The organism is Bradyrhizobium sp. MOS001 (genome assembly GCF_004634465.1).
GTDB classification, from domain to species: Bacteria; Pseudomonadota; Alphaproteobacteria; order Rhizobiales; family Xanthobacteraceae; genus Bradyrhizobium; species Bradyrhizobium barranii.
The window spans coordinates 17144-43616 of the sequence record NZ_SPVJ01000012.1 but is presented as its reverse complement, the minus strand read 5'-3'; the positions used below and the strand labels follow the sequence as shown (position 1 = coordinate 43616).

21 protein-coding genes and 1 pseudogene are annotated in these 26473 nt (G+C 63.8%); 13 read left to right on the top strand and 9 right to left on the bottom strand.

Features of this window, described 5'->3' with window-relative positions; genetic code table 11:
• Window positions 1-54 precede the first annotated feature (54 nt).
• From CT676_RS17800 to CT676_RS17790, 3 genes are all read right to left on the bottom strand, one after another.
• Window positions 55-687 (bottom strand): TetR/AcrR family transcriptional regulator, encoded by a 633-nt coding sequence (locus tag CT676_RS17800; protein WP_085404513.1) that lies wholly within the window; start codon window positions 685-687, stop codon window positions 55-57.
• A 127-nt stretch (window positions 688-814) separates the two neighbouring features.
• Window positions 815-2500 (bottom strand): alpha/beta hydrolase domain-containing protein, encoded by a 1686-nt coding sequence (locus tag CT676_RS17795; RefSeq protein ID WP_135215063.1) that lies wholly within the window; start codon window positions 2498-2500, stop codon window positions 815-817.
• A gap of 28 nt (window positions 2501-2528) precedes the next feature.
• On the bottom strand, window positions 2529-3047 hold the full coding sequence (locus CT676_RS17790) for a hypothetical protein (protein WP_085404515.1): 519 nt from the start codon (window positions 3045-3047) through the stop codon (window positions 2529-2531).
• Window positions 3048-3221: 174 nt separating this feature from the next.
• Between CT676_RS17790 and CT676_RS17785 the strand changes: the two genes are divergently transcribed.
• Window positions 3222-3929: a LysR substrate-binding domain-containing protein gene (locus tag CT676_RS17785; protein ID WP_085404516.1), complete on the top strand. Its 708-nt coding sequence runs from the start codon at window positions 3222-3224 to the stop codon at window positions 3927-3929.
• Between the two features lie 173 nt (window positions 3930-4102).
• On the opposite strand, the gene CT676_RS17780 is transcribed toward CT676_RS17785, so the two are convergent.
• Together CT676_RS17780 and CT676_RS17775 are read right to left on the bottom strand one after the other, a co-directional pair.
• Window positions 4103-7285 carry an efflux RND transporter permease subunit gene (locus CT676_RS17780; protein WP_085404517.1) on the bottom strand — a complete coding sequence of 1061 codons (3183 nt, stop codon included), beginning with the start codon at window positions 7283-7285 and terminating at the stop codon, window positions 4103-4105.
• A gap of 1 nt (window position 7286) precedes the next feature.
• The gene (locus CT676_RS17775) at window positions 7287-8510 is read right to left on the bottom strand and encodes an efflux RND transporter periplasmic adaptor subunit (RefSeq protein ID WP_085404518.1); all 1224 of its coding nucleotides are present in this window, start codon (window positions 8508-8510) and stop codon (window positions 7287-7289) included.
• Window positions 8511-8865: 355 nt separating this feature from the next.
• Here CT676_RS17775 and CT676_RS17770 point away from each other — a divergent pair, with 355 nt between their 5' ends.
• The 12 genes and pseudogenes from CT676_RS17770 (at window position 8866) to CT676_RS17715 (ending at window position 21263) form a co-directional block, all read left to right on the top strand.
• The gene (locus CT676_RS17770; RefSeq protein ID WP_135215062.1) at window positions 8866-9150 is read left to right on the top strand and encodes a hypothetical protein; all 285 of its coding nucleotides are present in this window, start codon (window positions 8866-8868) and stop codon (window positions 9148-9150) included.
• Window positions 9151-9337: 187 nt separating this feature from the next.
• Complete coding sequence (locus tag CT676_RS17765) at window positions 9338-10582, top strand: MFS transporter (RefSeq protein ID WP_085404519.1); 1245 nt, start codon at window positions 9338-9340, stop codon at window positions 10580-10582.
• Between the two features lie 258 nt (window positions 10583-10840).
• On the top strand, window positions 10841-11602 hold the full coding sequence (locus tag CT676_RS17760) for an outer membrane beta-barrel protein (RefSeq protein WP_085404520.1): 762 nt from the start codon (window positions 10841-10843) through the stop codon (window positions 11600-11602).
• 179 nt (window positions 11603-11781) lie between these two features.
• Complete coding sequence (locus tag CT676_RS17755) at window positions 11782-12975, top strand: M20/M25/M40 family metallo-hydrolase (protein WP_085404521.1); 1194 nt, start codon at window positions 11782-11784, stop codon at window positions 12973-12975.
• A 90-nt stretch (window positions 12976-13065) separates the two neighbouring features.
• Window positions 13066-13827 (top strand): alpha/beta hydrolase, encoded by a 762-nt coding sequence (locus tag CT676_RS17750; protein WP_201266257.1) that lies wholly within the window; start codon window positions 13066-13068, stop codon window positions 13825-13827.
• Window positions 13828-13990: 163 nt separating this feature from the next.
• A complete protein-coding gene (locus tag CT676_RS17745) occupies window positions 13991-15079 on the top strand; it encodes a mandelate racemase/muconate lactonizing enzyme family protein (RefSeq protein ID WP_085404563.1) in 1089 nt (362 codons plus the stop codon).
• A 193-nt stretch (window positions 15080-15272) separates the two neighbouring features.
• Window positions 15273-16421, top strand: a pseudogene (locus CT676_RS17740) (amidohydrolase).
• Between the two features lie 294 nt (window positions 16422-16715).
• On the top strand, window positions 16716-18143 hold the full coding sequence (locus CT676_RS17735; RefSeq protein WP_135215061.1) for a sodium:solute symporter family protein: 1428 nt from the start codon (window positions 16716-16718) through the stop codon (window positions 18141-18143).
• Window positions 18140-19354 carry an exo-alpha-sialidase gene (locus CT676_RS17730; RefSeq protein WP_135215060.1) on the top strand — a complete coding sequence of 405 codons (1215 nt, stop codon included), beginning with the start codon at window positions 18140-18142 and terminating at the stop codon, window positions 19352-19354. Before CT676_RS17735 ends, CT676_RS17730 begins: the two co-directional genes overlap by 4 nt.
• A gap of 4 nt (window positions 19355-19358) precedes the next feature.
• Window positions 19359-20039 (top strand): SDR family oxidoreductase, encoded by a 681-nt coding sequence (locus CT676_RS17725; RefSeq protein WP_085404525.1) that lies wholly within the window; start codon window positions 19359-19361, stop codon window positions 20037-20039.
• Between the two features lie 67 nt (window positions 20040-20106).
• A complete protein-coding gene (locus tag CT676_RS17720) occupies window positions 20107-20844 on the top strand; it encodes a caspase family protein (protein ID WP_161495920.1) in 738 nt (245 codons plus the stop codon).
• A gap of 116 nt (window positions 20845-20960) precedes the next feature.
• Window positions 20961-21263 carry a hypothetical protein gene (locus tag CT676_RS17715; protein ID WP_085404527.1) on the top strand — a complete coding sequence of 101 codons (303 nt, stop codon included), beginning with the start codon at window positions 20961-20963 and terminating at the stop codon, window positions 21261-21263.
• Window positions 21264-21357: 94 nt separating this feature from the next.
• Here CT676_RS17715 and CT676_RS17710 read toward each other — a convergent pair whose 3' ends face one another.
• The 4 genes from CT676_RS17710 to CT676_RS17695 form a co-directional block, all read right to left on the bottom strand.
• Entirely contained in the window at window positions 21358-22290 is a 933-nt protein-coding gene (locus tag CT676_RS17710; RefSeq protein WP_085404528.1) for a dihydrodipicolinate synthase family protein, read from the bottom strand.
• Between the two features lie 92 nt (window positions 22291-22382).
• Window positions 22383-23741, bottom strand: coding sequence for an ABC transporter substrate-binding protein (locus CT676_RS17705; protein WP_085404529.1), 1359 nt, complete (start codon window positions 23739-23741; stop codon window positions 22383-22385).
• A gap of 213 nt (window positions 23742-23954) precedes the next feature.
• Window positions 23955-25010, bottom strand: coding sequence for a LacI family DNA-binding transcriptional regulator (locus tag CT676_RS17700; RefSeq protein ID WP_085404530.1), 1056 nt, complete (start codon window positions 25008-25010; stop codon window positions 23955-23957).
• 105 nt (window positions 25011-25115) lie between these two features.
• Window positions 25116-26303: a CoA transferase gene (locus CT676_RS17695; RefSeq protein WP_085404531.1), complete on the bottom strand. Its 1188-nt coding sequence runs from the start codon at window positions 26301-26303 to the stop codon at window positions 25116-25118.
• Window positions 26304-26473 lie beyond the last annotated feature (170 nt).

Genomic DNA, 26473 nt, shown 5'->3' with positions numbered 1-26473 from the left:
AGCGCGGAGATAGTGTGGTGGATTGTGCCTTCGGCCATCTACACGAAAAACGACTCATTCACCGAGGAGCTTGAAAAAGCCCTTCGAGAAGGAATGAAGCGGTTCGGAACGGCGTTCGAGTTTGGCGCGAAGAACCGCGCCCTCCCAACCGATCCAGAAGAACTCGGCAAGCCAGTCGCAATCTTGGTTGGAAGAGATTGCACCAGTAGCCTGGGCAGCTCTCAAGCACTTGGCAGTGCGCTGCTGCCAGTCGATGAACACATCGAACAGCTGCTGGCGAAATGATTGTGGAAGTACGCTCATCTCCTGCCCAAGATTGCCCACCAAACAGCCTCGCGCATAACGGAAGCGCTTCATGGCGGACGTAGCATCGTCGGTAAAACTTCTGAGCCTTTCGAGCGGGGAATGCTGCTCGTTCAGGAAGAAGCTGTCGAGCTTTCGCGAAAAGTAGCCAGCGTAGCTGTCGATCAGCTCCGCTCCAAATGCCTCTTTGCTCGGAAAGTAGTGGTAGAACGACCCCTTTGGCACGTCGACGCTCCGCAAGACTTCCTCGATCCCCGTCGCGGAATAGCCCTTCTCCGTCAGCATAACGACACCTGCACGGACAAGCGCGTCACGGGTCGCGCTGGTGCCGGCAAGTTCCTTAGGAGGTCGCCCGCGACGGCGGCGAGGCAGCGTCTTGCTCATGCAAATCGTAATAGACCGATCGTCTAGAAGAAGCAAACTGCCCGTGATGCGGCGTTCTGCAGGTGGCGGAAACCCTCTCACTCCATCCACCAGTTCGGTGGTAGGCCTAGGCTCCGGCTTGGCTCACTCAACGTGGCTCGGCATTCGTTGGTGCGGGCGCGAACAGGTTAGTCGACGCGGCTTCCTGAACGATCACTGCCGCGTCTTCCGGCAGCAGAAACCCACGCGCTAGCAGATCCTGGGCGGCGATCCGGATCCGGTTCACGTAATCGTCGCGGCCGTGATAGCGCTCTTCGATCGACGGGCGGGCGTCACCGGTACGCTCTCGTTCCGCTTTCGTCGCTGCGAATGGCGAGAAGGACCCGATCAGCATGCAGGTGAATGTCTGCGGCTGGTTCTGGGCGCCATTGGTGCCGGTCGGCACCGCGACATCCGGCAGCCGCACGCCGCCGAGCGCATTGCCGTCCTGATCGCGCTTTGGCACTTGTATCACTGCGGCGGAAAGCCGAGTCGGGGCGCGCAGCGCAGGTGGCTCGCCGCCCGCGGCTTCAAGCGACATCAGCTCGCTGGCGGGCGGCTTGGTGCCGCGGCTTACCCAGGCATCAAGGTGCAGCAGGAGGGCCCGCGACAGCGGCGACCAATCGAGGCGGCCTGGCGTCAGTGTGCAGGCCGGTGCCTTGGGGGCGGGTATATGCGGGCCTCCCGCGATATCGTACATCCGCACATTGGCGGGCAGTGGCTGATCCGCGGTTCCGGACGCGCCCGTGCGGCCAAGCGAAGCGCGCAGCGAATAGTAGTCCGTGGTGGAGCTCACGAGTATCATCCTCGGAGGCACCTCGCCGCGCGCCTCGACCTTGGCCGTGATCTCCCCGATCGTGAGCGGTCCGTCATTCACGCCGGGAAAATCCGGGTTGTCGAATGTTGGAGCCCCCTCGGCGCTCGACATTGGTCCAAGGCCCGTCTGCAGGATCGGTAGAAGGCCAGCGGCCGAGACGAACACATGCATTCCGTCGAAGACGCGCCGGTTGCCCATCATGTTGAAGCCGTTCAGGAGAAAGGTCTTCAGGAATCGTCCATCCTGCGACCTGCCGCTCGCGAGCACGCGGTTGATCGCTCCCTTGAGCGGGTTGGGCGTTCCACCCTTGTCAGAAGCTGCATGCGCGAAGAAATCCGCGGCATCGCGGACGATCGCAAAGCCCACTCCCTCGACGAACCGTGTCTTGCCATCGGCGTCAGCGAACGAAGGCAGGTCCGCACTCTGTCCAAGCTCCCAAAATACCTCCGCAACCGCGAAACCATGGTCTTGAAGAAAGCCGGTGCCCTGCTCCAGCGTGCCCGGGAGAAACCGCACGTCGCGTGGCGAGTTGTAGATCGCCTCGGCCCAGACTTGCCCGCGGTTGGGTACGTCTACCAGCAACGCGCCGTTTTCCCCGCGCGGAGCCGCCGGCATCATGAGAATGACCTTCGCCGCGTAGTCGACGCGCCCGCGTTCATTGCGCGGCGCCTTGTTGATCCCAGGGATGGCTTCTTGCGGCGATAGGTCGCCGCGGATCTTGCCCTGCCAGATCACATAGTCGCCGGCGCGAAATGTGCCGTAAGGCTGCTTCGACGTGAACTCGATCCGGGTAACTTCTGCGCTCACTGGCCGCGCCGTAGAGATCAGGCTGAACAAGCAAAACAAGAACATCACAATTCGCCCGTTTCGACGGTGCGGCATGAGAATTCTCCATAGGGGATAGCGGCTGGTTTCGAGCATTTTTTGATCACGACACGCCGTATCAGAACGGACATGATGGACCGGCAACTTTTTCACCGGTCCATCGCCTATGGCGAAGGCCTTCTCACTCCATCCAATAGTCGATGTCCGTCTGATTTGCATTGGTGCCGGCCTTCGGCTCGGACGGGCCATGACTGCTGATGATGCCACGCATTCTGGCGAGGCTACCCGTGCCACCGGTAATGACGCCCGATGTCATGTTCGTAAGTTTCCCATCTCCACTGCTTTGAGCGACCAGAGATGTCCTGACAAAAAACTTCTCCCCGTTCTCCAGTATCCAAACGTTGTAGATGAGAGCCGGACCGTTGTTGTCGATGTAGTCCGACATGCCGCGTGTCCACTGCTCCTTCAACCTCGATCCGTTGATAAGGGGGGCATCGTCACCATAGGTCCGCCGAATTTCGAAGAGCCGAGCTTGATGTCCCGGAATGTCGCCAACGTCGATGACGTGTTGTTGGGTGTATACCGTCTGAGTTGCCGGCGTATCATAGCTGACGTGGTGCTTTTGCTGCGCAATGGCCACCGGCGCGGTTAGAGCCATTGCGAGAGTGATCATCATTCCAAGCGCGATACTGCGAAACATGCGTGACCTCTCATGCTGAAATCCACCCAACCATGAAGATATGGTCGGACGATGTTTGTTGAAGATTCCCTCATCAACCAGTCAGCGCTCGGTAGCGACCGAGCCCCAACCAAAGCTGATTTCACCGCGCTTTTCCGAGGTGCCATAAATTAGACCGATCGTCTAGTATTCGGCTTGGCTGCAAGCGATTTCGCCCATCAATCTTTTTTGACAGCGCTTTGTCGGACAAGGCCGGCGGAGCGCTCCATTCGCGCCGCGCAGAGGGCTGCGCGGGGTCAAATCGGTTCGCTGCGGGTGGGCTTTACCAACTCGGCACCATTTAATCCCGTTGTTACCTCGACAATCCGATCGTTTCGCCGAGCTTATCCCGATGTGGATCTGACGCTGGAGGAAGCAAGCACATCCCGCCTCCTTGCGGGCCTTCGGGAAGGAGAGCGGGACGCGGTGTTCCTGCGCCCCGATGAGGGCGAGGACGATCTACAGTTTCGGCGTCTCTCCAACGAGCCGATGCTCGTCGTATTGCCCGCAAGCCATCCGGTGGCGAAGTCGACTGAAATCGATCTTATCAGGCTGAAGGGGGATCCGCTCATTCTGACGCCGCGCGGATCGGCCTGGGTTGACACAGTCATCGCGGCCTGTCGGCGGGCGGGCTTCGAGCCGACCCTCGGGCAGTCCGCGCCGCAGATCAGCTCTGTCGTCAGCCTGGTGGCAGCTGAGCTTGGCTTTTCGCTCGTGCCGGCGTCAATGCGCCAGCTTCATGTAACCGGCGTCACCTATCGTGAGGTCAAAGGGATCGCTCCAATCGTGCGCTTGGCTCTGGCGTTCCGGCGTGGCGAGACCTCGAAGATCGTCCGCAACTTCATTGCCCAGGCGGTGGCGTGAAGCAGGGGGAGACTGTCAGACGGAAGCTGAAATGCTGATCGTCAAACGGTCCGACAATCACGAAAATCAGGTACAACCAGTCCGAATTTGCGCATGGTTAGCCGCCGCGCGTTGGCCATGCATACATGAGCCAGATCGCCGCGCTCGCCGTCGTCGGCGCGGATGTCAAACAGTCATTCTGCCGCAAAGACCCTTGATTTCTTCGGGTCCAGCTTTTCGACGACGTCCAGATCGCCGTCGTCGACAACGTCCTCTTCCTGAGGATCGCTTCCTGCGTGTGGTTTCGGACTGAACCATTGCGAGACACGGTCCAGATAAAGATAGACAACCGGCGTGGTGAAGAGCGTCAGGACCTGGCTGACCAAGAGACCGCCGACCATGGCGTAGCCGAGCGGTTGACGCAGCTCCGAGCCGGTGCCGTGGCCGAGCATCAGCGGCACGCCGCCGAGCACCGCCGCCATCGTGGTCATCAGAATCGGACGGAAGCGCAGAAGGCATGCCCTTCGAATGGCCTCAACCGGCGACAGGCCCTGATCCCGCTCCGCCGCGATCGCGAAGTCGACCAGCATGATGCCGTTCTTCTTGACGATGCCGATCAGCAGGACGAGGCCGATCAACCCGATCAAACTGAAGTCGAAATGGAAGATGAGGAGCGTCGCCAGAGCACCGACACCGGCCGACGGCAGGGTCGACAGAATCGTCAAGGGGTGAATGTAGCTCTCGTAGAGCACGCCGAGAATGAGATAGACCACGATCAGCGCCGCCACGATCAGCAAAGGCACAGAGGAGAGAGACTCCTGGAATGCCTTCGCCGTGCCTGCGAAAGTCGAGGTGATCGCGGCCGGCACGTTCATCTGCTGTTCCATCGCGTCGATCGCCTGCGTCGCCTGGCCGAGCGCGACGTTGGGCGCGAGATTGAAGGAGATCGTCACCGCAGGAAACTGGCCCTGGTGATTGATGGCCAACGGCCGCACTGGAGCCGTGGTCCACTTGGTGAACGCCGACAATGGCACCTCTCCCCCCGTCGTCGGTGAGCGGAGGTAGATCTGCTCCAGCGTGGACGGATTCTTCTGGAGCGAGGGCAGCACCTCGAGGACGACATAGTAGGTCGACAATTGGGTGAAATATGTCGCGATCTCCCGCTGCCCGAATGCGTCATACAGGGTCGCGTCGATCACGTCGGGCGTGATCCCGAAACGCGCGGCCTGATTGCGGTCGATCGACAGCGTCAGCGTGGTGCCTGACGTCTGCTGGTCGGACGCGACGTCGCGAAGCTCGGGCATCTCCTTCATCTTCGCGAGCAGCTTCGGGGCCCATGTGTTGAGCTGGTCCATGTCGGTCGACTGCAGCGTGAACTGAAATTGCGTCCGGGAGGCCCGGCCGCCGACACGAACGTCCTGCGCCGACTGGAGATAGAGCCGCGCGCCCTGGACCTTCGCCGTCTGGACCTGCAGACGACGGATGACCTGGTCGGCCGAGTCGGTGCGTTCATCCCGCGGCTTCAACGTAATGTACATCGTGCCGTCGTTGAGCGTATTGCCGCTTCCGCCCATCCGCATCGCCATGTGGTCGATCGCAGGGTCCTTCAGCACGATCGCGCCGATCTCCTGCATGTGCTTCGCCATATCGGCGATCGACACGTCCTGCGACGTTTCGACGACTCCGGTGATCAGCCCGGTATCCTGCTGCGGAAAGAACCCTTTGGGGATGATCACGAAGAGATAGACCGTCAGCGCGATCGTCGCGAAGAACACCATCAAGGTGATGAAGCGGAAACGCAGCACGAGGTCGAGGCCGCGCGCGTAGCCGTTCACGAGGGCCTGGAACATCCGCTCGCTGAGCATATAGAGCCTGCCGTGATGCTCCTCGTCGTGCGATTTGAGGAAGCGCGACGCCATCATCGGCGTCAACGTCAGCGATACCAGGGCCGACACGGCGATCGTCATCGCGAGCGTCACCGAAAATTCGCGGAACAGGCGGCCGATGATCCCGCTCATCAGCAATAGCGGAATCAAGACCGCGATCAGCGAAACGGAGATCGAGATGATCGTGAAGCCGATTTCGCTGGCGCCCTTGAGCGCGGCGGCCATCGGCGTCTCGCCCTCCTCGATGTAGCGGGTGATGTTCTCCAGCATCACGATGGCATCGTCGACCACGAAGCCGACCGCGATGGTGAGGGCCATCAGTGACAGATTATCGAGGCTGTAGCCGGCTATCCACATCAGCGCGCAGGCGCCCAGCAGCGCGAGCGGAACCGTGATCGACGGGATGATGGTGGCCCAGACGCTGCGCAGGAAGACGAAGATCACCATCACGACGAGGCCGATCGTCAGCAGCAGCGTGAACTGCACGTCCTTCACCGCTGCGCGGATCGTCTGCGTGCGGTCCGACAGCACCGAGACCTTGATGGCCGGCGAAATGCCGGCCTGCAGATGCGGCAGCTGCTTCATGACGCTGTCGACGGTGTCGATGACGTTGGCGCCGGGCTGCTTGAAGATGACCAGGAACACCCCGGGCTTGCCGTCGACCCAGCCGTACTGGGTATTGTCCAGCGGCGCACTGACGGCATGGCCGATGTCGCCGACACGGACGGGACTGCCGTTCCGATAGGCGATGACGATGTCGTTCCAGGCCTCGGCCTTGGTGAACTGATCGTTGGCATAGACGGTGTAGGTGCGCGTGTCGCCGTTGAGGGTTCCCTTGGGATTGTTGACGGTGATCACCGAGAGCGGGGTGCGCACATCCTCCAGCGACAGGCCCTTGGCGACCAGCTTGGCGGGATCGATCTGGACACGGATCGACGGCGCCTGCTGTCCACCGACACTGACCTGGCCGACGCCGCTGATATGGCTGATCGCCTGCGCGAGCTTGGTGTAGGTCTCGTCGGACACCTGCGTCATCGGCAGCGTCGTCGAGGTGGCACCGAGCGTGAGAATGGGCGAGTCGGCCGGATTGACCTTTCTGTAGGTCGGCGGGGTCGGCATGTTCTTGGGCAATTGCCCGCTCGCGGCATTGATGGCGGCGAGCACGTCGGAGCCGGCGCCATCGATGTTGCGCGAGAGATCGAACTGCAGAACGATCTGGGTCGAGCTGGTCTGGCTCTGCGACGTCATCTCCGAGACGCCGGGAATGAGCGCAAACTGCGATTCGAGCGGTTGCGCCACCGAAGAAGCCATCGTTTCCGGATCCGCGCCGGGAAGGTTGGCGGAGACCTGGATGGTGGGGAAGTCGACTTCCGGCAGCGGCGCCACCGGCAATTGCGGATAGGCGATGATCCCGACGAAGACGATGCCGACCATCAGCAGCGACGTCGCGATGGGGAGGCGAATGAAGGGAGCCGAGATACCGCCAGCCATGTCAGTCAGCCGATCCGGTGGTCTTGGTTCCGCTATTGGCCTGAGCAGTGCTGGCGCTCGCATCCGCCGTCGGCGCGGCCTGGGGCTTGTCGTCGACCAGTGCGCCATCGAACAGGCGTGACTGTCCGGCCACCACGATCCTGTCTCCGACGTTCAGGCCTTCGGAGACCACGGCATTTGCATCGCCGCTCTGGCTGACCTTGATCGGCCTCGCGCTGACCTTGCCATTGTCGCCTATCACATAGGCGAACAGACCCGACGGCCCGTGCTGCACGCCATCCTGCGGCACGACGATGACGTCCTTGCGCGTATCGATCAGCATCCGCGTGGTCACCGACAGGCCGGGCCACAGCGCATTGTCCTTGTTGTCGAAGCGCGCTTTCAGGCTGATGGTCCCGGTGGCCTGGTTCACCGAATTGTCCATGACCACGAGCCTGCCTTGCGACAGTGTCCTGGTTCCGTCCGAGGTCAGCGCCTCGACCGGCACCTCGCCGGTGTCAAAGGCCTTGTCGATGGCCTGCAATTGCTCTTCAGGCTCCGTGAACTGCACTGCGATCGGCTGCAGCTGGGCGATGGTGACGATCCCCGTCGTATCCGCGGCATGCACGATGTTGCCGGGGTCAACCAGCCGGAAACCCGTTCGTCCGCTGATCGGCGCCTTGATCGAGGTGTAACCGAGATTGGTCTGCGCATTGTCGATGGCGGCCTGGTCGCCCTTCACCTGCGCGATCATCTGATCGACCAGGGCCTGCTGGGTATCGAGATTTTGCTGGGTCTCGAATTGCTGCTTCGCGAGCTTCTGAAAGCGCTCCAGGTTCAAGCGGTCGTTCCTTAGATTGGCCTCGTCCTGGGCCTTCTTCGCCACCGCCTGCTCGAGAGCCGCGGTAAAGGGGCGTTGATCGATCTCCAGAAGTGGATCGCCCTCCTTCACCATCTGCCCCTGTTTGAAGAACACCTTGATGATCTGACCGTCGACGCGGCTCTTGACCGTCACCGTCTTGAACGGCGAGACGACTCCGAGACCGTAGGCGCGCACGGGAAAGTCGGCCTTCTTCACTACGAACGAGGTGACGGGAATCTTCGCCGCGGCCTGACTGGCAGCGCTTTGGGCGGCCGCTGCGGCTGGCTTGACGCCCCCGAGGAGCTCATACCACACGCCATAGGCCACCGCGGCTATTGCAAGGATTCCAAACAGCGCAACGCTGAGCTTCGGTCGCGTTGACAAATTGATGGCCCTCTAACTGTTTGTACCTGCCTACGGGTGACTCGACTGATTGCAGGTGAAACCGCCGCCTCTGATTGGAAGTATCGCGGACAAAATCCCAGCGTCAAAATGACGATCGCGTGCGAAAATCTGTACAAATTTTCATGTTCGCTCGTCGCAAAACGCAGTCGCTCGATCAAAGCCGTCCAACGAAGGACAGGCAGAAACAAACAGAAACGAAATGGAGAGACGTGAGAGGTCACCGCGGCATCACGCTGAATTGCGCCAACAATCGCGAATTTCAGGACCGCTCGCCTCAAGTCAGGCCCTATCATTGAAATTCAGCAAGCGCTGCTTGATGGGAACGAGGCGCGGGATGAAGGCTGATCAACCGAACCACCGGGGAAATGTCGTACCGTTTCGAACGCGATCGGGAGGCGGCCGAGATCCGGCTGATGATGCACGGCCCGACAACATCTTGCGCATGCTGGACCTCTCGAAGTTCGAACACCATCGCGCCACTGTCGAGAACCGCCCCAGCATGCGTTCCAACATCGCAGCAATGGTTCTGCTCGGACTTCTCGTATTCATTGCAACAGAGGACTTTTCCAGGCTCGAGCAATCGAACCTGTGCTTCGATAAATCGGAATGCAGGAATTGAACAGCGCCCGTCATCAACTGGCGACGTAACGACGAATCGCAATTTCAGCGGCATCGACGCGGGGCATGGCTCGATCAGCGGGGCTCCGGAAGACACAAAGCATCGCGCACCGGATCGGCCCTCCCCCATTGGCACCGTCCCGCCAATCGTGTAACCCGGCCGAAACCCTCGCCGGGACGGGACGCTGATGAGTGCGGTTGCTACTGATAACGCGGGAGATGGCACCCGCGCGCTGATCTTTGCGCTGCTTGCGCTCGCCTGCGGGCACATGCTCTCGACCTTGCTGCGCACGATTCCCGCCGTCAGCCTCGACCTGATGGCGGCGGATTTCCACATCGAGCCGCAGGCGCTGGCGAGCCTCACCTCGGTCTATCCCTTTGCCTTTGCCGCCGCGCAGATCCCGGTCGGTGCGGCGATGGATCGCTTTGGCGTGCGGCCGGTGTCGCTGAGCCTGCTTATGGGAACCGTGATCGGCGCCATCGCGTCGGGATTCGCGACGGGGCCGGAAAGCTTTGCGGTCGGGCAGGTGATGCTGGGCATCGCGACGTCGGGCATGCTGATGTGCCCGATGACGCTGGCGGCCAAGCAATTGTCGGCGGCGCGGTTCGGGCTATGGTCCGGCGCGATCCTCTCGATCGGCAATATCGGCATGCTGCTGTCGTCGAGCCCGCTCGCCTTCGTGGTCGATCATTACGGCTGGCGCGCCGGATTCTGGATCTCGGCGCTCGGCGGCGTCCTCGTCGCGCTCGCCGTGTTCTTGCTGGTGCCGAGGCAACCGGCCGAGCACAAGGACGAGTCCTCGCCGCTGTCGCAGATGATCGAGGTGCTGCGGCTCGGGCTCTCGCGCCCCCTGCGTGGCCTGATCGCGCTGGCGCTGGTGTCGCTTGCGACCTCGCTGGTGCTGCGCGGCCTGTGGGGCGGACCTTGGCTGATGGAGATCAAGGGACTGACGCGGGTCGAGGCCGGCAACCAGCTCGGCGCATTCACGCTGGCTATGATCGCAGGTCCCCTGTGCATCGGCATGATCGACCGCAGGCTCAGTCGCCGCCGCGAGCTGGTGGCGGGCACGCATATGGTCGGCGCGCTGCTGCTGGCGCTGATGGCGCTGGGGGCGCCGCATTATGCGGTCTCGATGCTGTTCGGCGTGCCCGTGATGCCGCCGCAATATGATCTCGTGCTGTTCGTGCTCATCGGCCTTGCGACCTCCGCCCAGCCGCTGCTGTTCGGCATGTCGCGGCAGCTGGTCGATGCGCAAACCGCGGGCAAGGCGCTCGCGGCGATCAACCTCGCCTTCTTCCTCGGCGCCGCCCTGATGCAGTCGATGACGGGCGCGGTGGCGGCGTTCGCGGGGCTGCCGGCGGTGCTGCTGTTCATGGCGGCGGCGCTTCTTCTGGGCGCGCTGATCTTCCTGGCCTATACGCGCACTGCGTGAAGCAGCCTCGTACAACAGCGTGGCGCAGGGGATGCTCCCGATTCGTCCTGTCGCGCCAGCCTCTGTGAAAAGTCGCAACCTGCAGTGGCCGTTATTTCCACTGTGACCCGGTGGTTACAGCCGCCGCATGACTCGCCGGATATTGTGACCGGATCGCGAAGTCGGACAACTCACCAGATGAAGTCGCTGGCCTGTGCGATGCCGACACGCACGATGCGCCTCAGGCGCCATTGCCGTTAGTTGAAGGAAGATCCTCGCATGACCACCAAAACCCTTTTCAGCGCCATTGCGCTGGCCGTTTCGACGTTGACCTCGGCCATGGCGGCGGACGTGTCGATGCCGTACAAGGCGGCGCCTGCGGCCCCGGCGTTCTCCTGGACCGGTTGCTATGTCGGCGGCAATGGCGGCGGTGGCCGCGGGGTCAACGAGCAGCAGCCCATCGTCGGGCAAACATTCAATGCCGATCACAACAGCGGCTGGCTCGCTGGCGTGCAAGGGGGCTGCGACTATCAGGTCGGCTCCCTGGTGGTCGGCCTCGAAGGCCAGTTCGATTGGGCCGACATGAAGGACACCAGCACGACACTGATTCCGGGCGGCGCCGCCGGCTTCCTGCTGACGACCCAGCTCGATCGCGTCGCCACCGCGACCGGCCGCATCGGCTACGCCTTCGATCGCGTGCTGTTTTACGCCAAGGGCGGCGCCGCCTTCGCTCACTTCAATTATCAGATGACGCAGACCGATTTCGCCGCCTTCTCGGTTGATTTCAAGGGGTCGCGCGATGTGACGGGATTCGTCGTCGGCGCCGGCCTCGAATATGCGCTGCTGCCAAACCTGTCGTTGAAGGCCGAATACAATTATTTCGACTTTGGAACGAACGGCTACACCCTGAACTGCACCAGCAGTCCCGGATGTGCTACTCCCTTCTTCCCGGCGAGCGTCCGGCAGAACATGCAAACCGTCATGCTCGGCGTGAATTGGCGATTCAATACGGCTGTCGCCCCGCTCGTCGCGCGATACTGATTTTTGTGCCGAAAGCGTCGGCGGCGCGTCGTGTTCGGCGCGCCGCCGCCAACAGCCGCCGTGGCTTTGATGCGGTCGTCCCTGCCCCGCCCTAAAACTCACCGGACTGTCCGAGAGGCCTTGCGAAACACGGCGCAGCGAAGGATGCTGACGCGTACCGTGCATCAAAGGACCATCTCATGCCTGTCGATACCAAAGCCGCCACCGATCGCCTCATGCGCTTCCTCTCCGTCGAGGGCGTCACCGGACAGGAGGCGGCGATCGGGCGTGAGCTCACCGCTGCGCTGAAGGAGAGCGGCGTGCCGTCCAAGGCGATCCGGCTCGACGACGCCAACACCCGCATTCCCGTGCCGACCGAGACCGGTAACCTCATCGTCGACCTGCCCGGCCGCGGCGCGCTGCACAACCAGCCGCGCATCATGTTCATGACCCACATGGACACCGTGCCGCTGTGTGCCGGCGCCAAGCCGAAGAAATCCGGCCGCAAGATCGTCAACGAGGCCAAGACCGCGCTCGGCGGCGACAACCGCTGCGGCTGCGGCGTGCTGGTGACGCTGGCCGCCGAGCTCGCCAAGCAGAAGCTCGATCATCCCCCGATCACGCTGCTGTTCTGCGTGCGCGAGGAGAGCGGGCTCTACGGCGCGCGCCACGTCAAGCTGGACGAGCTCGGCTCGCCGGCGATGGCCTTCAACTATGACGGCGGCTCGGCCTCCAACGTCATCATCGGCGCCGTCGGCGCGGACCGCTGGAATGTTGAGATCTTCGGCCGCGCCTCGCATGCCGGCGTTGCACCGGAGCGCGGCATCTCCTCGACCATGATCATGGCGCTCGCGCTTGCAGACGTGAAGTCCAGCGGCTGGTTCGGCAAGGTCGTGAAGGGCAAGAGCCAAGGCACCAGCAATGTCGGCCCCGTCACCGGCGGCGAGGGCCGCCCGGCGGGCGATGCCACCAACGTCGTCACCGACTACGTCCATGTGCGCGGCGAGAGCCGCAGCCACGACGGAAAGTTCTTCAAGGAGATCACCAAGGCCTACAAGGCCGCGTTCGAGAAGGCCGCCAAGAAGGTGACGAACGCGCAGGGCAAGTCCGGCAAGATCAAGTTCAAGGCCGAGACCGACTATTTTCCGTTCCGCATGAAGGACAATCTCCCCGTCGTCAAACGCGCGGTCGAGGCGGTGTCCGCGGTCGGCGGCACCCCGAACGTCCGCACCGCCAATGGCGGCCTCGATGCCAACTGGATGGTCCGCCACGGCGTTCCCACCGTGACCTTCGGTGCCGGCCAGAACGAGGCGCACACGATCGACGAGTGGATCAACCTCGACGAATACGACCGCGCCTGCGCGCTGGCCGTGCAGCTCGCGACGATGCGGTGAGGCGCGTCGCGCGTGAGCTCAGAGAGATCATTTGTCGCCAATGACGGCACCGTCATTGGATATCGGCAACTGGGCTCAGGCCCCGGACTGGTGCTGCTCCATGGCGCGCTGCAGAGCGCAGCGAGCTTTACTGACCTTGGCGCAGCGCTGGCCGACCGCTTCACCGTTCTCATCCCGGACCGGCGCGGTCGTGGTCTGAGCGGACCGTTCCGGCCCGACCACTGCATGGCGACCGAGATCGATGATCTCGGCCGGCTTCTCGCCGAGACGGGCGCACAAAATGTGTTTGCATTGAGCGCCGGGGCCTTGGTTGCCATGCACACCGCGCTCGCCAATCCGGCGATCGCGCGCCTCACGCTTTACGAGCCGCCGCTCGAATTCGGCGGGGTCCAGCCGCGCTACTGGGCCGCTGGCTATGAGGCGGCCCTGGCGAAGGGGGATCTGCCGGGCGCCCTTGTTGCCGTGCTCAAAGGCACCGGCGACAACGAGATCATGACAAGGCTCCCTGCGCCTGTCCTTAAATCGTTCTTCGCCATGATGATGCGGCTCCGTCCCAACGCGGCCGTTGGCAACGGGCCGCCTCTGGCCACGCTCATCCCCACGGTCCACTACGACATCGAGCTGATTGCGGAGAAAGCCGGCGACCTTGACCGCTTCAGGAGCTTGAGCACGGAAACGCTGCTGCTTGGCGGCGATCGGAGCCAGGGCTATCTCGCCACCGCTCTCGATGCTCTCGCCGCGATCCTGCCGAACGCGACGCGCGTTGAATTCAAGGGCGCCGGACACATCGCGGCAGACAACGAAGGCGACCCGATTCGCGTTGCGGCGGAGCTGCGTCGTTTCTTCGCATGAAGTCGTCCGCAGGATGGGGAGAGTGCAGCGAAACCCATCGCCGCGGTAACGAAGATGATGGGTTTCGCTTCGCTCTACCCATCCTACAGAACTGCCCTGCATCGCCCGCGGTTGCCCGCCGATGCCTGTCGGCCTAGCCTGCAAGGAAAAGCAGGAAGGAAACATGGCACGCATCTCGACAATCGAGACCGGGTTCTACCGGATCCCCCTCCCCGTCACGCTGTCGGACTCGACGCATGGCGAGATCGCGGCGTTCGAGCTGATCACCTGCCGCATCCGCGATGCCGACGGCGCCGAGGGCGTCGGCTACACCTACACGGTCGGGCGCAATGGCGGGGCGACTGCCGACATCCTCAAACGCGAGATCCCGCCACTCGTCGAAGGACGCGAGGCCGACGACACCGAGGCGATCTGGCATCACGTCTGGTGGGGCCTGCATTATGGCGGGCGCGGCGGACCGGCGGTGCTGGCACTGTCCGCGCTCGACATCGCGTTGTGGGACCTGAAGGCGCGGCGCGCGAAATTGCCTCTGTTCCGCCTGCTCGGCGGCTTCGATGCGCACGTGCCCTGCTATGCCGGCGGCATCGACCTCGATCTCTCCGTCGAGGCGCTGCTCGCGCAGACCGACGGCAATCTCGCCAAGGGCTTTCGCGCCATCAAGATGAAGGTCGGCCGGCCCGATCTCAAATCCGACGTCGCGCGCGTCGCGGCCATGCGCAAACATCTCGGCGACGGCTTTCCGCTGATGGCGGACGCCAACATGAAATGGACGGTCGAGGACGCGATTCGCGCCGCCCGCGCCTTCGTCCCCTACGACCTCACCTGGCTCGAGGAGCCTGTTATCCCCGACGACGTCGCGGGCCATGCCCGCATCATGCAGGCCGGCGGCGTGCCGATCGCGGCCGGCGAGAATCTGCGCTCGCTGTGGGAGTTCAAGAACTACATCGTCGCGGGCGCGGTATCCTATCCCGAGCCTGACGTCACCAATTGCGGCGGCGTGAGTGCGTTCATGAAGATCGCGCGGCTGGCGGAGGCGTTCAATCTCCCGGTCACCAGCCACGGCGCGCACGACATCACGGTGCATCTGCTCGCGGCCTGTCCGAACCGCTCGTATCTGGAAGCGCATGGATTCGGGCTGGACAAGTATATCGAGCACCCGCTGGTGCTCGCGGACGGCAAGGCCGTGGCGCCGGACCGGCCGGGCCATGGCATCAGCTTCGACTGGAAAGGACTGGCGAAGCTCTCGCCGTAGGGCAATCCGTCATGGCCGAAGCAAGACGTGGATGGCCGGGTCATAGGCGAGCGGAAGCGACGCCGTCCTTCGGACGGCTATGCCCGGCCATGACGATGTTGCTGCACGCGAGACACTCGCAGGCGCTTGACGGGTCGGCTCAATATTCGGCTATGCTGGCATTAGCCGGCCCTCCTTACGAAAGATCCCCGCCTTGCCCCCCGAGCTGCACCAGAAACTGACCCAGTGGCGCCGGCATCTGCATGCGCACCCGGAACTGGGCCTCCACGAGAAGGCCACCTCGGCCTTCGTGCAGGAGAAGCTCACCGAGCTCGGCATTCCCTTCGAAGCGGGCATCGGCGGCCACGGCGTCGTTGCGACGCTGACGCGAGGGGCGGCGCAGGGCCGCGTCGGCCTGCGCGCCGACATGGATGCGCTGCCGATCACCTAGGACACCGGCCTGCCCTACGCCTCGACGACATCAGGCGTGATGCATGCCTGCGGTCATGACGGGCACACCGCCTCGCTGCTCGGCGCGGCCGCGCTGCTGGTGGCCGACACCGGCTGGAGCGGCACCGTCGACTTCATCTTCCAGCCGGCCGAGGAAGGCCTTGGCGGCGCGCGCGCGATGGTCGGGGCGGGCCTGTTCGACCGCTTTCCGATGACGCGGGTGTTCGGCTTCCACAACTGGCCGGGGCTCGCAGCCGGCACCATCGCGGTCCACGACGGCGTCGTGATGGCTTCCGGCGGACGCGTCAGCATCACCATCGACGGCCATGCCGGACATGCCGGCATGCCGCATCTGACCCGCGATCCCGTCATGGCGGCGGGACACCTGATCGTGGCGCTGCAATCGGTCGTGTCGCGCAGCATCGATCCGCTCGACACCGCCGTGCTCTCGCTGTGTACGCTCGAAGGCGGCACGGCGCGCAACCAGATCGCGGGACGCGTCACCATCGGCGGCACGCTGCGGTATCATCGCGACGCGGTGAAGGACGTCATCCTGGCGCGGATCGGAGAGGTCTGCGCAGGCATTGCAACGACCTTCGGCGTCAAGGTCACGCCCGAAATCGTCATGGGCGTCGGCGTGGTGGTCAACACGCCTGCCGAGGCGGGCCTGGCGCGCCTTGCCGCGGAGAGGGTGCAGACCGAGGTGCGACGCGATCTCGCGCCGAGCATGGCCGGCGAGGATTTTGCCTTCTTCCTCAAGCAGTGCCCCGGCGCCTTCGCCTGGATCGGCAACGGTGAATTGCGCGACGGCGCCGAGCTGCACGGCCCGCGCTACGATTTCAACGACGCGATTTTGCCCGTCGCGTCCAGCTGGATGGCCGAGGTCGCCAAGGTGGCGCTGAAGTCGAACTGACCCCGGAACGGCAGGACCTCGGATTCCCTGCGCATGACGTCGGCCGTGCGCCGACCGTCCCGCCGCACTGTCCCACCGACACTTTTTTCTTTGGCCTGCAACCCTTTGAACATGCAGCGGCGATGACTGCCCGACCGGGCGCGTTGCAGCACCGCACCGCTGCGCGCGCTTGACGCGGGACGTGCGGGCAGGAATAATGAAATTAAAGAACAATTGTTCGCATTCCGAACAAACTGCAGCGGGACCAAGCGGGCTCACAACACCGCATCCGCGCCACCAGAGGAAACGTCATCGATGCAAGCCATCCTCAATGGCGACAGCACGCTCATCGTCGCAATGATCGTCGCCTACATCGCCTTCACGTCCTGGCTCACGTTCAAACTGCGCAGCAGGACCAGCGATCAGTTCATGACGGGCGCACGCGCGATGCCGGCGGTGGTCGTCGGCGTGCTGATGATGTCCGAATTCGTCGGCGCCAAATCGACCGTCGGCACGGCGCAGGAAGCGTTCCAGTCGGGCATCGCGGCGGGGTGGGCCGTGCTCGGCGCCTCGATCGGCTTCCTGCTGTTCGGGTTCCTGATGGTGAAGAAGCTCTACAGTTCCGGCGAATACACCATCTCGGCGGCGATCGCGCAGAAATACGGCAAGTCGACCATGCTCACGGTGTCGGTGATCATGATCTACGCGCTGCTGCTCGTGAACGTCGGCAACTATGTGAGCGGCGCAGCCGCGATCGCCACCGCACTGCATGTCAGCATGCCCGTTGCGATGTGCATCATCGCCGTGGTCAGCACCTTCTACTACGTGTTCGGCGGGCTGAAGGGCGTCGCCTGGGTGACGATCCTGCACAGCGCCATCAAGGTCGTCGGTATCGTCATCATATTCTCGGTTGCGATGTCGCTGACCGGCGGCATCGCGCCGATCCAGGCCAAGCTGCCCGCCTATTACTTCAGCTGGGACGGCAAGATCGGCTTTGCGACCATCTTCGCCTGGACCTTCGGCACCGTCGGCGCGATCTTCTCGACCCAGTTCATCGTGCAGGCGATCTCCTCGACGCCGAGCGCTGATGACGCGCGCAGGGCCACCTTCTATGCGGCGGCGTTCTGCCTGCCGCTCGGATTTCTGCTCGCCCTGATCGGCGTCGCGGCGAAATTCCTCTATCCCGACATGAACAGCCTCTACGCGCTGCCGGTGTTTTTGGAGAAGATGCCGCCGCTGGCCTCGGCTTTCGTGACCACCTCGCTCGTCGCCTCGATCTTCGTCAGCGTCTGCACGGTTGCGCTCGCGATCGCCTCGCTGGTGGTGCGCGACTTCTACGTCCCCTACTGGAAGCCGACGCCCGAGCGGGAGCTGAAGATGACCCGCCTGTTCTCGGTGGCGATCGGCATTGCACCGCTGGTCTTCGTCTTCTTCATCCCGGAAATCCTCAAGCTGTCGTTCTTCACGCGCGCGCTGCGCCTGTCGATCACCATCATCGCGATGATGGGATTCTATCTGCCGCTGTTTGCCAGCAACCGCGGCGCCACCGCGGGCCTGATCGGCGCCGCGATCTCGACGACGGCCTGGTACATGCTCGGAAACCCCTTCGGTATCGACAACATGTATGTCGCGGCCGCGACACCGCTGGTGGTGATGGCGGTCGAGCGCCTGGTGATGGGCCGCGCTCCGGCCGCCGCCGCGACGTCGCAGCCAAATGCATTGATGGAAAGGACTTCGACATGATCATCGATACTGAGATCGTGACCACCGACATCGGGACCGCCGCCGACGGCGTCGTTCGCCCGGCCGCCGGCGATCCCGACCGGTCCGACGCTTTCATTCCCTCGCCTTGCGTGCAGAACCACGCCGCCAATCTGATGCCGCTCGCGAACGGCGATCTGGCCTGCGTCTGGTTCGGCGGCACGCAGGAGGGCATGTCGGACATCTCGGTCTATTTTTCGCGCCTGCCCCGCGGCGCGACGCAGTGGTCTCCGGCCGAAAAGCTGTCCGACGACAACGGACGTTCGGAGCAGAACCCGGTGCTGTTTCCCGCACCTGACGGCACGCTGTGGCTGATGTGGACGGCGCAGCTGGCGGGAAACCAGGACACCGCGCTGATCCGCCGCCGCCTCTCCCGCGACAACGGCAAGAACTGGGGCCCGATCGAGACGCTGTTTCCCGAGCAGCGCGGCCGCGGCACCTTCATCCGGCAGCCGATCGTCGTGCTCGACAATGGCGACTGGCTGCTGCCGGTGTTCTATTGCCACAGCACCCCGGGACGGAAATGGAACGGCGACGAGGACACCAGCGCGGTGAAGATCTCGTCCGATTCCGGCGCGACCTGGCGCGACGTCGACGTCCCCGGCAGCCGCGGCTGCGTGCATATGTGTATCGCGCGCCTCGACGACGGCTCGCTGATTGCCCTCTACCGCAGCCGCTGGGCGGACAACATCTATCAGAGCCGGTCCACCGATCACGGCCGCACCTGGTCGGCGCCGGTCCAGACCGTGCTGCCCAACAACAACTCCTCGATCCAGGTCACGCGACTTGGCAACGGTCATCTCGCGCTGGTCTTCAACGATTCCAGCGCCAGGGATGCGACCGGGCGCCGCCTCTCGCTCTATGACGAGATCGAGGACGATTTGCCGCCCGTGCTCGCCGGCGACGGCAAAAGAACGGATGAACGCACCGCGTTCTGGGGCGCGCCGCGGGCGCCGATGACGCTGGCCGTCTCCGCCGACGGCGGGCGGACGTGGAGCAAGCGCAATGTCGAGACCGGTGACGGCCTTTGCATGACCAACAATTCACGCGATCAGACCAATCGCGAACTGTCCTATCCTTCGGTCAAGGAGACCGCCGACGGGGCGATCCACATGGCCTTCACCTTCCATCGCCGCGCGATCAAATATGTGCGCGTGACCGAGCCATGGGTGAAGCGCGCCATCCGGGACTGAGAGCATGGACAAGAGGCCGCACGCGCTAGTGACGGGCGCAAGCTCGGGGATTGGTGCGGCGATCGTCGAGCAGCTGCTGCGCGACGGCTGGCGCGTCACCGGGATCAGCCGCCGCCTTGCGACGTTCGACCATCCGGCGTTCGATCATTTGTCGCTCGACCTCGATGATGTCGACAGCATTGCCGACGCCTTGGCAGGCTTCACGCCGACCGCGCTGGTTCATGCCGCGGGCCTGCTCAAGGTCGGTGCGCTCGGATCGCTCGACCATGACGACGGCGCGGCGATGTGGCGGCTGCATGTCGACGTCGCCGGGCGCCTCGCCAACGCGCTGGCGCCGCGCCTGCCGAACGGCGGACGCATCGTCTTCATAGGCAGCCGCACCGCATCGGGCGCCGCGGGCCGCGGGCAATATGCCGCGACCAAGGCGGCGCTGGTCGCGCTGGCGCGGTCCTGGGCGCTCGAGCTCGCACCTCGCGGCATCACCGTCAACGTCGTTGCCCCCGCCGCAACCGAGACGCCGATGCTGAAGGATCCCTCGCGCGCCAATGTCATGCCAAAGCTGCCGCCGATCGGCCGCTTCATCCGCCCGGAGGAAGTCGCAGCCGCCGTGGCCTTCCTGCTCTCGACGGAAGCGGCCGCCATCACTGGACAGCAACTCGTCATCTGCGGCGGCAGCTCGCTCTGAGTTCGACCCGTGGCTACTCCAAATCGGTTGTTGTACGATGGATCTCGTTCAAGCAAGCGAGATCCCAATGGACCGACGCGAATTTGTTTCGGGACTGACCCTTGCGACTGCCGCGGCAGGCCTGATGCCGACCGGCGCCGCGGCGGAAGGCAGGCGCGTCGCGCTGGTGATCGGCAACGGCGCCTACAGGAACGTGCCCACGCTGCTCAATCCGCCAAACGACGCCGGCGACATAGCTGCAGCGCTGAAGCGGCTCGGCTTCTCGGTCCGTCTGGTCACCAATGCCAGCTTCGACGAGATGCGTCGCGGCCTGATCGCATTGGGGCGCGACGCCGCCGGAGCCGATATGGCGACCGTGTATTTCGCGGGCCATGGCATGGAGATCAATGGCGAAAACTGGCTGATCCCGATCGACGCAGAACTGAAGCGGGACACGGACGCGGCAAACGAAGCCATCAGCCTGCAGAGCGTGATGTTGCAGGTTTCCAATACCACGAGCCTTGGCCTCGTCATCCTCGACGCCTGCCGCAATAATCCATTTGCCGCCAGGATGAACCGCACGCTCGCCACCCGGGGGACGCCGACCGGCGGGCTCGGTCGCATCGAGCCCGTCGGCAACGTTCTGGTCGCTTATGCCGCACGAGACGGCACCACGGCGCTTGACGGCGACACGCGTAACAGTCCGTTTGCAGCGGCGCTCCTTCGCAACATCGAGACACCGGGCGTCGAGGTCACGTTCATGTTCCGCAACGTCCGCGACGAAGTGATGGAAGCCACCCGAAACGAGCAGCAGCCGTTCGTCTAGGGCTCGCTGTCTCGCAAGGGATTTACCTGGCCGGGCAACCAAAGGGCGGCGCCGAGGGAGCGGAACCTGTCGCCCCGCTTCCGGCTGTCGCGTCCCCGGCACCGTCAGGCGCGTCGATGTCATCGACGATCGATCCTGCGTTGGTGGGCACCTGGGAGATCATGGTACCGGGCCGCCGCGGACAATCGCGTTGGATCTGGCAGATCATGAACGACGGCACTTACAAATTCCACGCCGTGCCGCAGCGCTCGGCCCATCCGCACGAAGGCACGATGATTGCTGCAAATGGCCACTGGACCCTACAAGCCCGAAGGGGCCTTTCGGGTTATAGCGATGGCGGCGCCTACGAGATCCGCGATACACTCGCGGTGATCACGGGCAAGCTGGGCACCGGCGCCTGGAAGCGCAGCGCGGAGTGAGGGCACGAGCCCAGTACGCATCCGATAGATGGTGCCGCTCTGCCGCAGTCACGCGACGATCGCCCCATATCATCGAGATTTGCGAGAGCCGCGATCAGCGCGTGGCCGCGATCCTTGCGCGGAAGCTCGCCTGCCCCTGCATGATCTTGTCGAGCAGTGCATCGAGCGCCCAGAAGCGCTCACGGATGTCGAAATCGATGGTCCGGCTGTGGGCGCAGGCGAACGTGCCGAGCCTCTGATGGTACAGCTTGGCCAGCTTGGGATATCCCATCGGCTCGGCCATCGCCGCGAGGGCGAGATAGACGGAGAGATCGTCCGCCAGCGCCGGATGCCGCGCGCTATCGGTCAACAGCCATTTGTAGAGATCGGGATGGAAGTTCGTGAACACGCCGGTGAAGCCGGCGGATCCGCTTCTGATGGCGTCGAAGGCGATCGCCGCATTGGCGTTGACGATGGCGAGCGAGGAGTTTTTCGTCAGCGCCACGCGACGCTTCACCGTCTCGAGGTCGCAGGACACGTCCTTGAGGATCGCGAAGCGCCCGCTCTCGGCGCAGAACGCCAGCTCGTCGTCGGACATGAGCCGCCGGAACGGCGCGGGACATTCGTAGAGGCCGAGCGGAAGATCGGCGGGCAGCGCATCGAGCAGATGGCGCAGATGATCCATGAAGACGGTGCCGCCCTGCCCCTTCGGATCGAACCGGTTCGTCACCAGCACCAGTCCGTCCACGCCGGTCGCGGCGATGGAGGTCAGCTCGGTCACTTGATCGTCGCGGGATTCACTGACGTGGCCTGACGCGATGACGGGCACCCGGCCCGCCGCCTGCCGCACGACGAAGCGCGCCAGCGCGACCCGCTCCTCGAGGCTCAAAAACTGCATCTCGCTCGACTGGGCCACGGCGAACAGCGCATCCGCGCCGTTGGCAATGTACCATTCGACGAGGTTTTCGAGGCCCGCATAGTCGATTGCGTCGGCTTCGGTGAACGGCGTCAGCATCACCGGAATGATGCCCTTGATGGTTGCGGTCACAAATCGGCTCCCAGGCGTTGAAATTGTTGACAGGCAGGAGCCTGCCGCTCACGCGTCTTGCAACGCGTGAGCGTAGCTGTTCGGGCCGGCGATCAGTTGCCGGCCACTTCCTTGATGCGTGCGATCATGTCGTCGACGGCCTTGTCGACCGGCACCTTGTTGGTGACGATGGCGTTCACGGCCTTCATCCAGACGTTCTCGTTGTTGAGGGTGGTGAACTTGTAGTTCTTGCTCATCTCGTAGCCGCCGACGCCGGCGAAGAACTGGTCGCGCACGGCGCGGCGATGAACGTCGCCGTCCCAGAAGGCGGACTTCTGTGCGGCCGTCTTGACCGGGAACCAGCGGCCGAGCGCGCCTTCGACATAGGGCTGGAGGTTCTCGTCGCGCAGCAGGAACGAGACGAACTCCTTGGCGCGGTCCTTGTTCTTGGCCTGCTCGAAGATCAGGCCGACCACCACGGAGGCGCGGGTGTGGACCGGCGTACCATCCGGCTTGTTGGGCCAGACCATGGTGCGGATGCGGTCATTATAGTTCTTCTTGGCTTCGTCGCGCTGCTCGGCGGTGAGCGTCTCGTTGCCGGCGTCGTCGAGCCATTTGCCGGGGAGCGAAACCGTCGAATTGTGGGTCATGATCGTCGTCTTGTTGTGGAAGGCGACGTTGTTGTCGGGATCCTTCCAGCTCGTCGCCGATTGCGGCGTGCAGCCTTTCGCGGCGAACTCGACATAGTCCGTCATGGCGGCGACGAGGCCCGCCTTCACCTTGGGATCGTCGACCAGGAGCTTGCCGTTGTCGTCGACCAGCACGACGTTGTAGGCGTCCATGAACACCAGGAACGAGATGAAGCTGTCGGTGGCGTCGACGCCCATCGGATGGCCGACGCCGTAGATTCGCTTGCCGGACGCCTTGCGCACGGCCGGTTGCGCCTTGTCACACCAGAACGACCAATAGCCCTTCCAGTCCTTCGGGATGTCGGTCTCCTTGAGACCTCCCTCCTCCAGCATGTCCTTCCAATAATGCAGATGCAGCGTCGCCTGCTTCAGCGGGAAGGCGTAATAGGCCTTCGCCTTGGTCTTGTCGTTGTACAGCATGACCGTTTCGAGCGACTGCGGGGAGAACTCGCCCTTGATCGGTGCGAGCACGGAGCCGAGATCGACCAGCTTGCCCTCGGAGGCCCACTTGCCGGCGCCCTGGAAATGGTAGGTGTCCGCATAGGTCACGTCGGGCGGACTGCCGGCATCGAGCGCCGCCACCAGCTTCGGCATCATGTCCTGCGTCGCATATTGCGACAGCTCGACCTTGACCCCGGTCTTGGCCTCGAACTTCTTGATGACGGCGAGCAGCGCGTCTTCCTCGGCCTTGTAGTAGCCCTTGTTCCACCAAACGACGAGCTTCTCCTCGGCGGCCGCGGGGCTCGCCGTTCCCATCATCGGCAAGAGCAGCGAAACCGCCATCGAACAGTTTCTGGCCCACCGCAAAACGCTATTCCGCATTGTCGTTTCCTCTCCGTCTCATCCGGCGAGGGGCCCGCCGGTTGCGCTCATGGCGTTTAAAACGCGGCTATGTAAGCGCTTACATATGAGGAGTCAAGCGGCCCTTTTGCGCGGGAAGCCGCCCTCTTGGCGGGACCAGGCGCGCTATCGAAGAGACGACCGCTCTCTGCGGGATCAGGCGCCCCTCGCGTGACCTGCGCTGTCGCGGATTTTCAGAACAGGCACGACTTCGCGCGACTGCGCCTGCGCTTGCCGGCCCGCGATCACGGCGAGGAGCTCGTTGGCCGCCAGGACACCGATCTCCTGATTGTCGACCTTCATCGTCGTAAGCCCCGGAGAAAAGCGCGATGAAATCGCAAGATCATCGAAGCCGGTGATCGAAAAATCCCCGGGCGCGTCGAGGCCGCATTCCCGCGCGGCCATCAACGCACCGAGCGCCAGATTGTCGTTGCCGCAAACGATCGCGGTCGGCCGGATGTCGACGGCTTGCGTCATCAATCCGGCAAAGCTGGCCGCGCCGAACTCCAGCGTCGAGGGACCCATCATCAGATCCTGCGCCGCAATTTCCAAACCCGCGGCCGCGAGCGCTTCGCTGACGCCGCGAAGCCTTTCCTTGACGCGGTCGTTGTTGGTGTCCGGCTGGAAGATGGCGGCAAACCGGCGATGGCCGAGCGACAGCAGATGCTCCGTCATGCGGCTGAACGCGGCGCGATTGTCAAAGCCGATGCACGGATGCGGTGACAGCTTGTTGTATGAGTATGTCACGACATAGGGAATGCCGCGCGAGTTAAACGCGTCAAAGAGCTCGGGGGGATGATTTTCACCGACCACGGCAATTGCTTCCACGCCGCGCGCAAGCATCGCTTCGGCCTGCCGCAAGCCCTCGTCCGGATCGTAGTTCGAGCAGCCCAGGAACAGCGTGAAGCCGCGTTCGCTGAAGACGGTCTGCATGCCGCCTATCTGGTGGGCGAAGATTTCGTCGTCCAGGGTCGGGATGATGGCGCCGGCGATATGCGTCCGGCGCGAGGCCAGCGCCCGTCCCGCAGCATTGGGAATCCAGTTCAGCGCGCGTGCGGCGTCCTTGACCCGCTGCCTGACCTCTTCGGAGACCTTGTCGGGTTCGTTGAAGGCGCGCGAGACGGTCGCGGTCGAGACATTGGCCTTGCGGGCGACCTCCTCGAGCTTGACGCGGCCGCTGCCTCCACGCGCTCTCTTTGAACCTGCCACCATCCCCGCCACGTCGGTCGAACGCTTGATCGATCAATACCTTGCCATGGTATTGACGACCACCGGAGTCCTCAATGAAAATCTCCTAGCGTGAGGCGCGCGCGCTTCCTAGACGATCCCGCCCTGCCGAAGCGCCGCAATCGCAGCCACGTCGTAGCCAAGCTCCGTCAGGACGAGGTCGGTATGCTCGCCGAGCGTCGGCGGACGCGATGCGATCTCGCCGGGCGTTTCCGACAGCCGGACGGCAGCGCGGGCCACGGGTGCGCGTTTCGGCAGGCCGGGATACTCGACATCCTGCATGAAGCCGGCGGCGCGAATATGCGGATGGTCCAGCGCCTGTTGTGGGCTGAGGACGGGCCCGGTCGGAATCATGGCCTTGCCCAGCGTGTCGACAGCCTCCTGCGTGGTGCGCTCGGCGCACCAGCGCGCCATCCGCGCGCTGATGACGGGGCCGTTATTGCCGCGGCTGATGTCGTCGGCAAAGCGCGGATCGTTCAGCCACTGGTCCTCCTCACCCATCAGCTTCGCCCAGCGTTTGAACAGCGGATGCCCCGTGACCTGGCACAGCACCCAGCCGTCTTTGGTGCGGTAGATGTCAGCCGGTGCTGCAGTCTGGCCGAGATTGCCCGTCGGCACGCGATTGACATTGATGACGGCCTGCTCGATCAGCGTGGCATTGGTGAAGGACAGCGCGGTGGCGAGCAGCGCGCCCTCGACGATCTGCCCGCGTCCGGATTTGCCGCGCTCGATCAGGGCTGCAAGCGTCCCGAACGCGCAATGCAGCGCCGTGCCGAAATCGACCCAGTTCACCGCGGCCCGATATGGCGGGTCGCCAGCACCGGTCATGTACACCGAGCCCGACATGACCTGGCCGACGCCATCGAAGCCGACGCGGTCGGACCATGGCCCCGGCCCGCCGAACGCGGTGGCGGTCGTCAGGATGATGTCGGGCTTGATCGCCTTCAGCGAGTCGTAGTCGAGCTTCATCGCGCGCAGGGTCTGCGGCGGCAGATTGGCGACGACGACGTCCGCGGTCGCGATCAGGCGGCGCATCACCTCCTGCCCTTCCGGCTTCATCGGATCGAGCGTGATGCACTTCTTGTTGCGGTTGACCTGCAGGAACAGCGCGCCTTCGCCGCCCTCGCCGACCGGCGCCACGAAGCGATCCTCGCTGCCGTCGCGCTTTTCCACGCGGATGACCTCGGCGCCGAATTCGGCCAGCAAGGTCGCGCAATAGGGCCCTGCGATATAGCGCCCGAAATCGAGGACGCGCACGCCCTCCAAAACTCCTCCCATCGATCCCTTCCCATATTCATATGTTCTGGCCAGATTACAGGGACTGGCTGCCACGGCAAGGCGGCAACGGACATCATGCCCCTGCCCTCAAGATGTGATCGGCGAACAGTTTCGGCCGGCGGAAATTCTGCTCTAGTATCGATCTCTCAGTCCCCCCAGCCAGAGCACAT

What these genes read in the sequence shown, in the direction of transcription:
- CT676_RS17800 (WP_085404513.1), bottom strand. Translation starts at nt 687, where the DNA reads ATGAGCAAGACGCTGCCTCGCCGCCGTCGCGGGCGACCTCCTAAGGAA.
- CT676_RS17790 (WP_085404515.1), bottom strand. Translation starts at nt 3,047, where the DNA reads ATGTTTCGCAGTATCGCGCTTGGAATGATGATCACTCTCGCAATGGCT.
- CT676_RS17780 (WP_085404517.1), bottom strand. Translation starts at nt 7,285, where the DNA reads ATGGCTGGCGGTATCTCGGCTCCCTTCATTCGCCTCCCCATCGCGACG.
- CT676_RS17770 (WP_135215062.1), top strand. Translation starts at nt 8,866, where the DNA reads ATGAAGGCTGATCAACCGAACCACCGGGGAAATGTCGTACCGTTTCGA.
- CT676_RS17765 (WP_085404519.1), top strand. Translation starts at nt 9,338, where the DNA reads ATGAGTGCGGTTGCTACTGATAACGCGGGAGATGGCACCCGCGCGCTG.
- CT676_RS17760 (WP_085404520.1), top strand. Translation starts at nt 10,841, where the DNA reads ATGACCACCAAAACCCTTTTCAGCGCCATTGCGCTGGCCGTTTCGACG.
- CT676_RS17755 (WP_085404521.1), top strand. Translation starts at nt 11,782, where the DNA reads ATGCCTGTCGATACCAAAGCCGCCACCGATCGCCTCATGCGCTTCCTC.
- CT676_RS17745 (WP_085404563.1), top strand. Translation starts at nt 13,991, where the DNA reads ATGGCACGCATCTCGACAATCGAGACCGGGTTCTACCGGATCCCCCTC.
- CT676_RS17735 (WP_135215061.1), top strand. Translation starts at nt 16,716, where the DNA reads ATGCAAGCCATCCTCAATGGCGACAGCACGCTCATCGTCGCAATGATC.
- CT676_RS17730 (WP_135215060.1), top strand. Translation starts at nt 18,140, where the DNA reads ATGATCATCGATACTGAGATCGTGACCACCGACATCGGGACCGCCGCC.
- CT676_RS17725 (WP_085404525.1), top strand. Translation starts at nt 19,359, where the DNA reads ATGGACAAGAGGCCGCACGCGCTAGTGACGGGCGCAAGCTCGGGGATT.
- CT676_RS17720 (WP_161495920.1), top strand. Translation starts at nt 20,107, where the DNA reads ATGGACCGACGCGAATTTGTTTCGGGACTGACCCTTGCGACTGCCGCG.
- CT676_RS17715 (WP_085404527.1), top strand. Translation starts at nt 20,961, where the DNA reads ATGTCATCGACGATCGATCCTGCGTTGGTGGGCACCTGGGAGATCATG.
- CT676_RS17705 (WP_085404529.1), bottom strand. Translation starts at nt 23,741, where the DNA reads ATGGCGGTTTCGCTGCTCTTGCCGATGATGGGAACGGCGAGCCCCGCG.
- CT676_RS17700 (WP_085404530.1), bottom strand. Translation starts at nt 25,010, where the DNA reads ATGGTGGCAGGTTCAAAGAGAGCGCGTGGAGGCAGCGGCCGCGTCAAG.
- CT676_RS17695 (WP_085404531.1), bottom strand. Translation starts at nt 26,303, where the DNA reads ATGGGAGGAGTTTTGGAGGGCGTGCGCGTCCTCGATTTCGGGCGCTAT.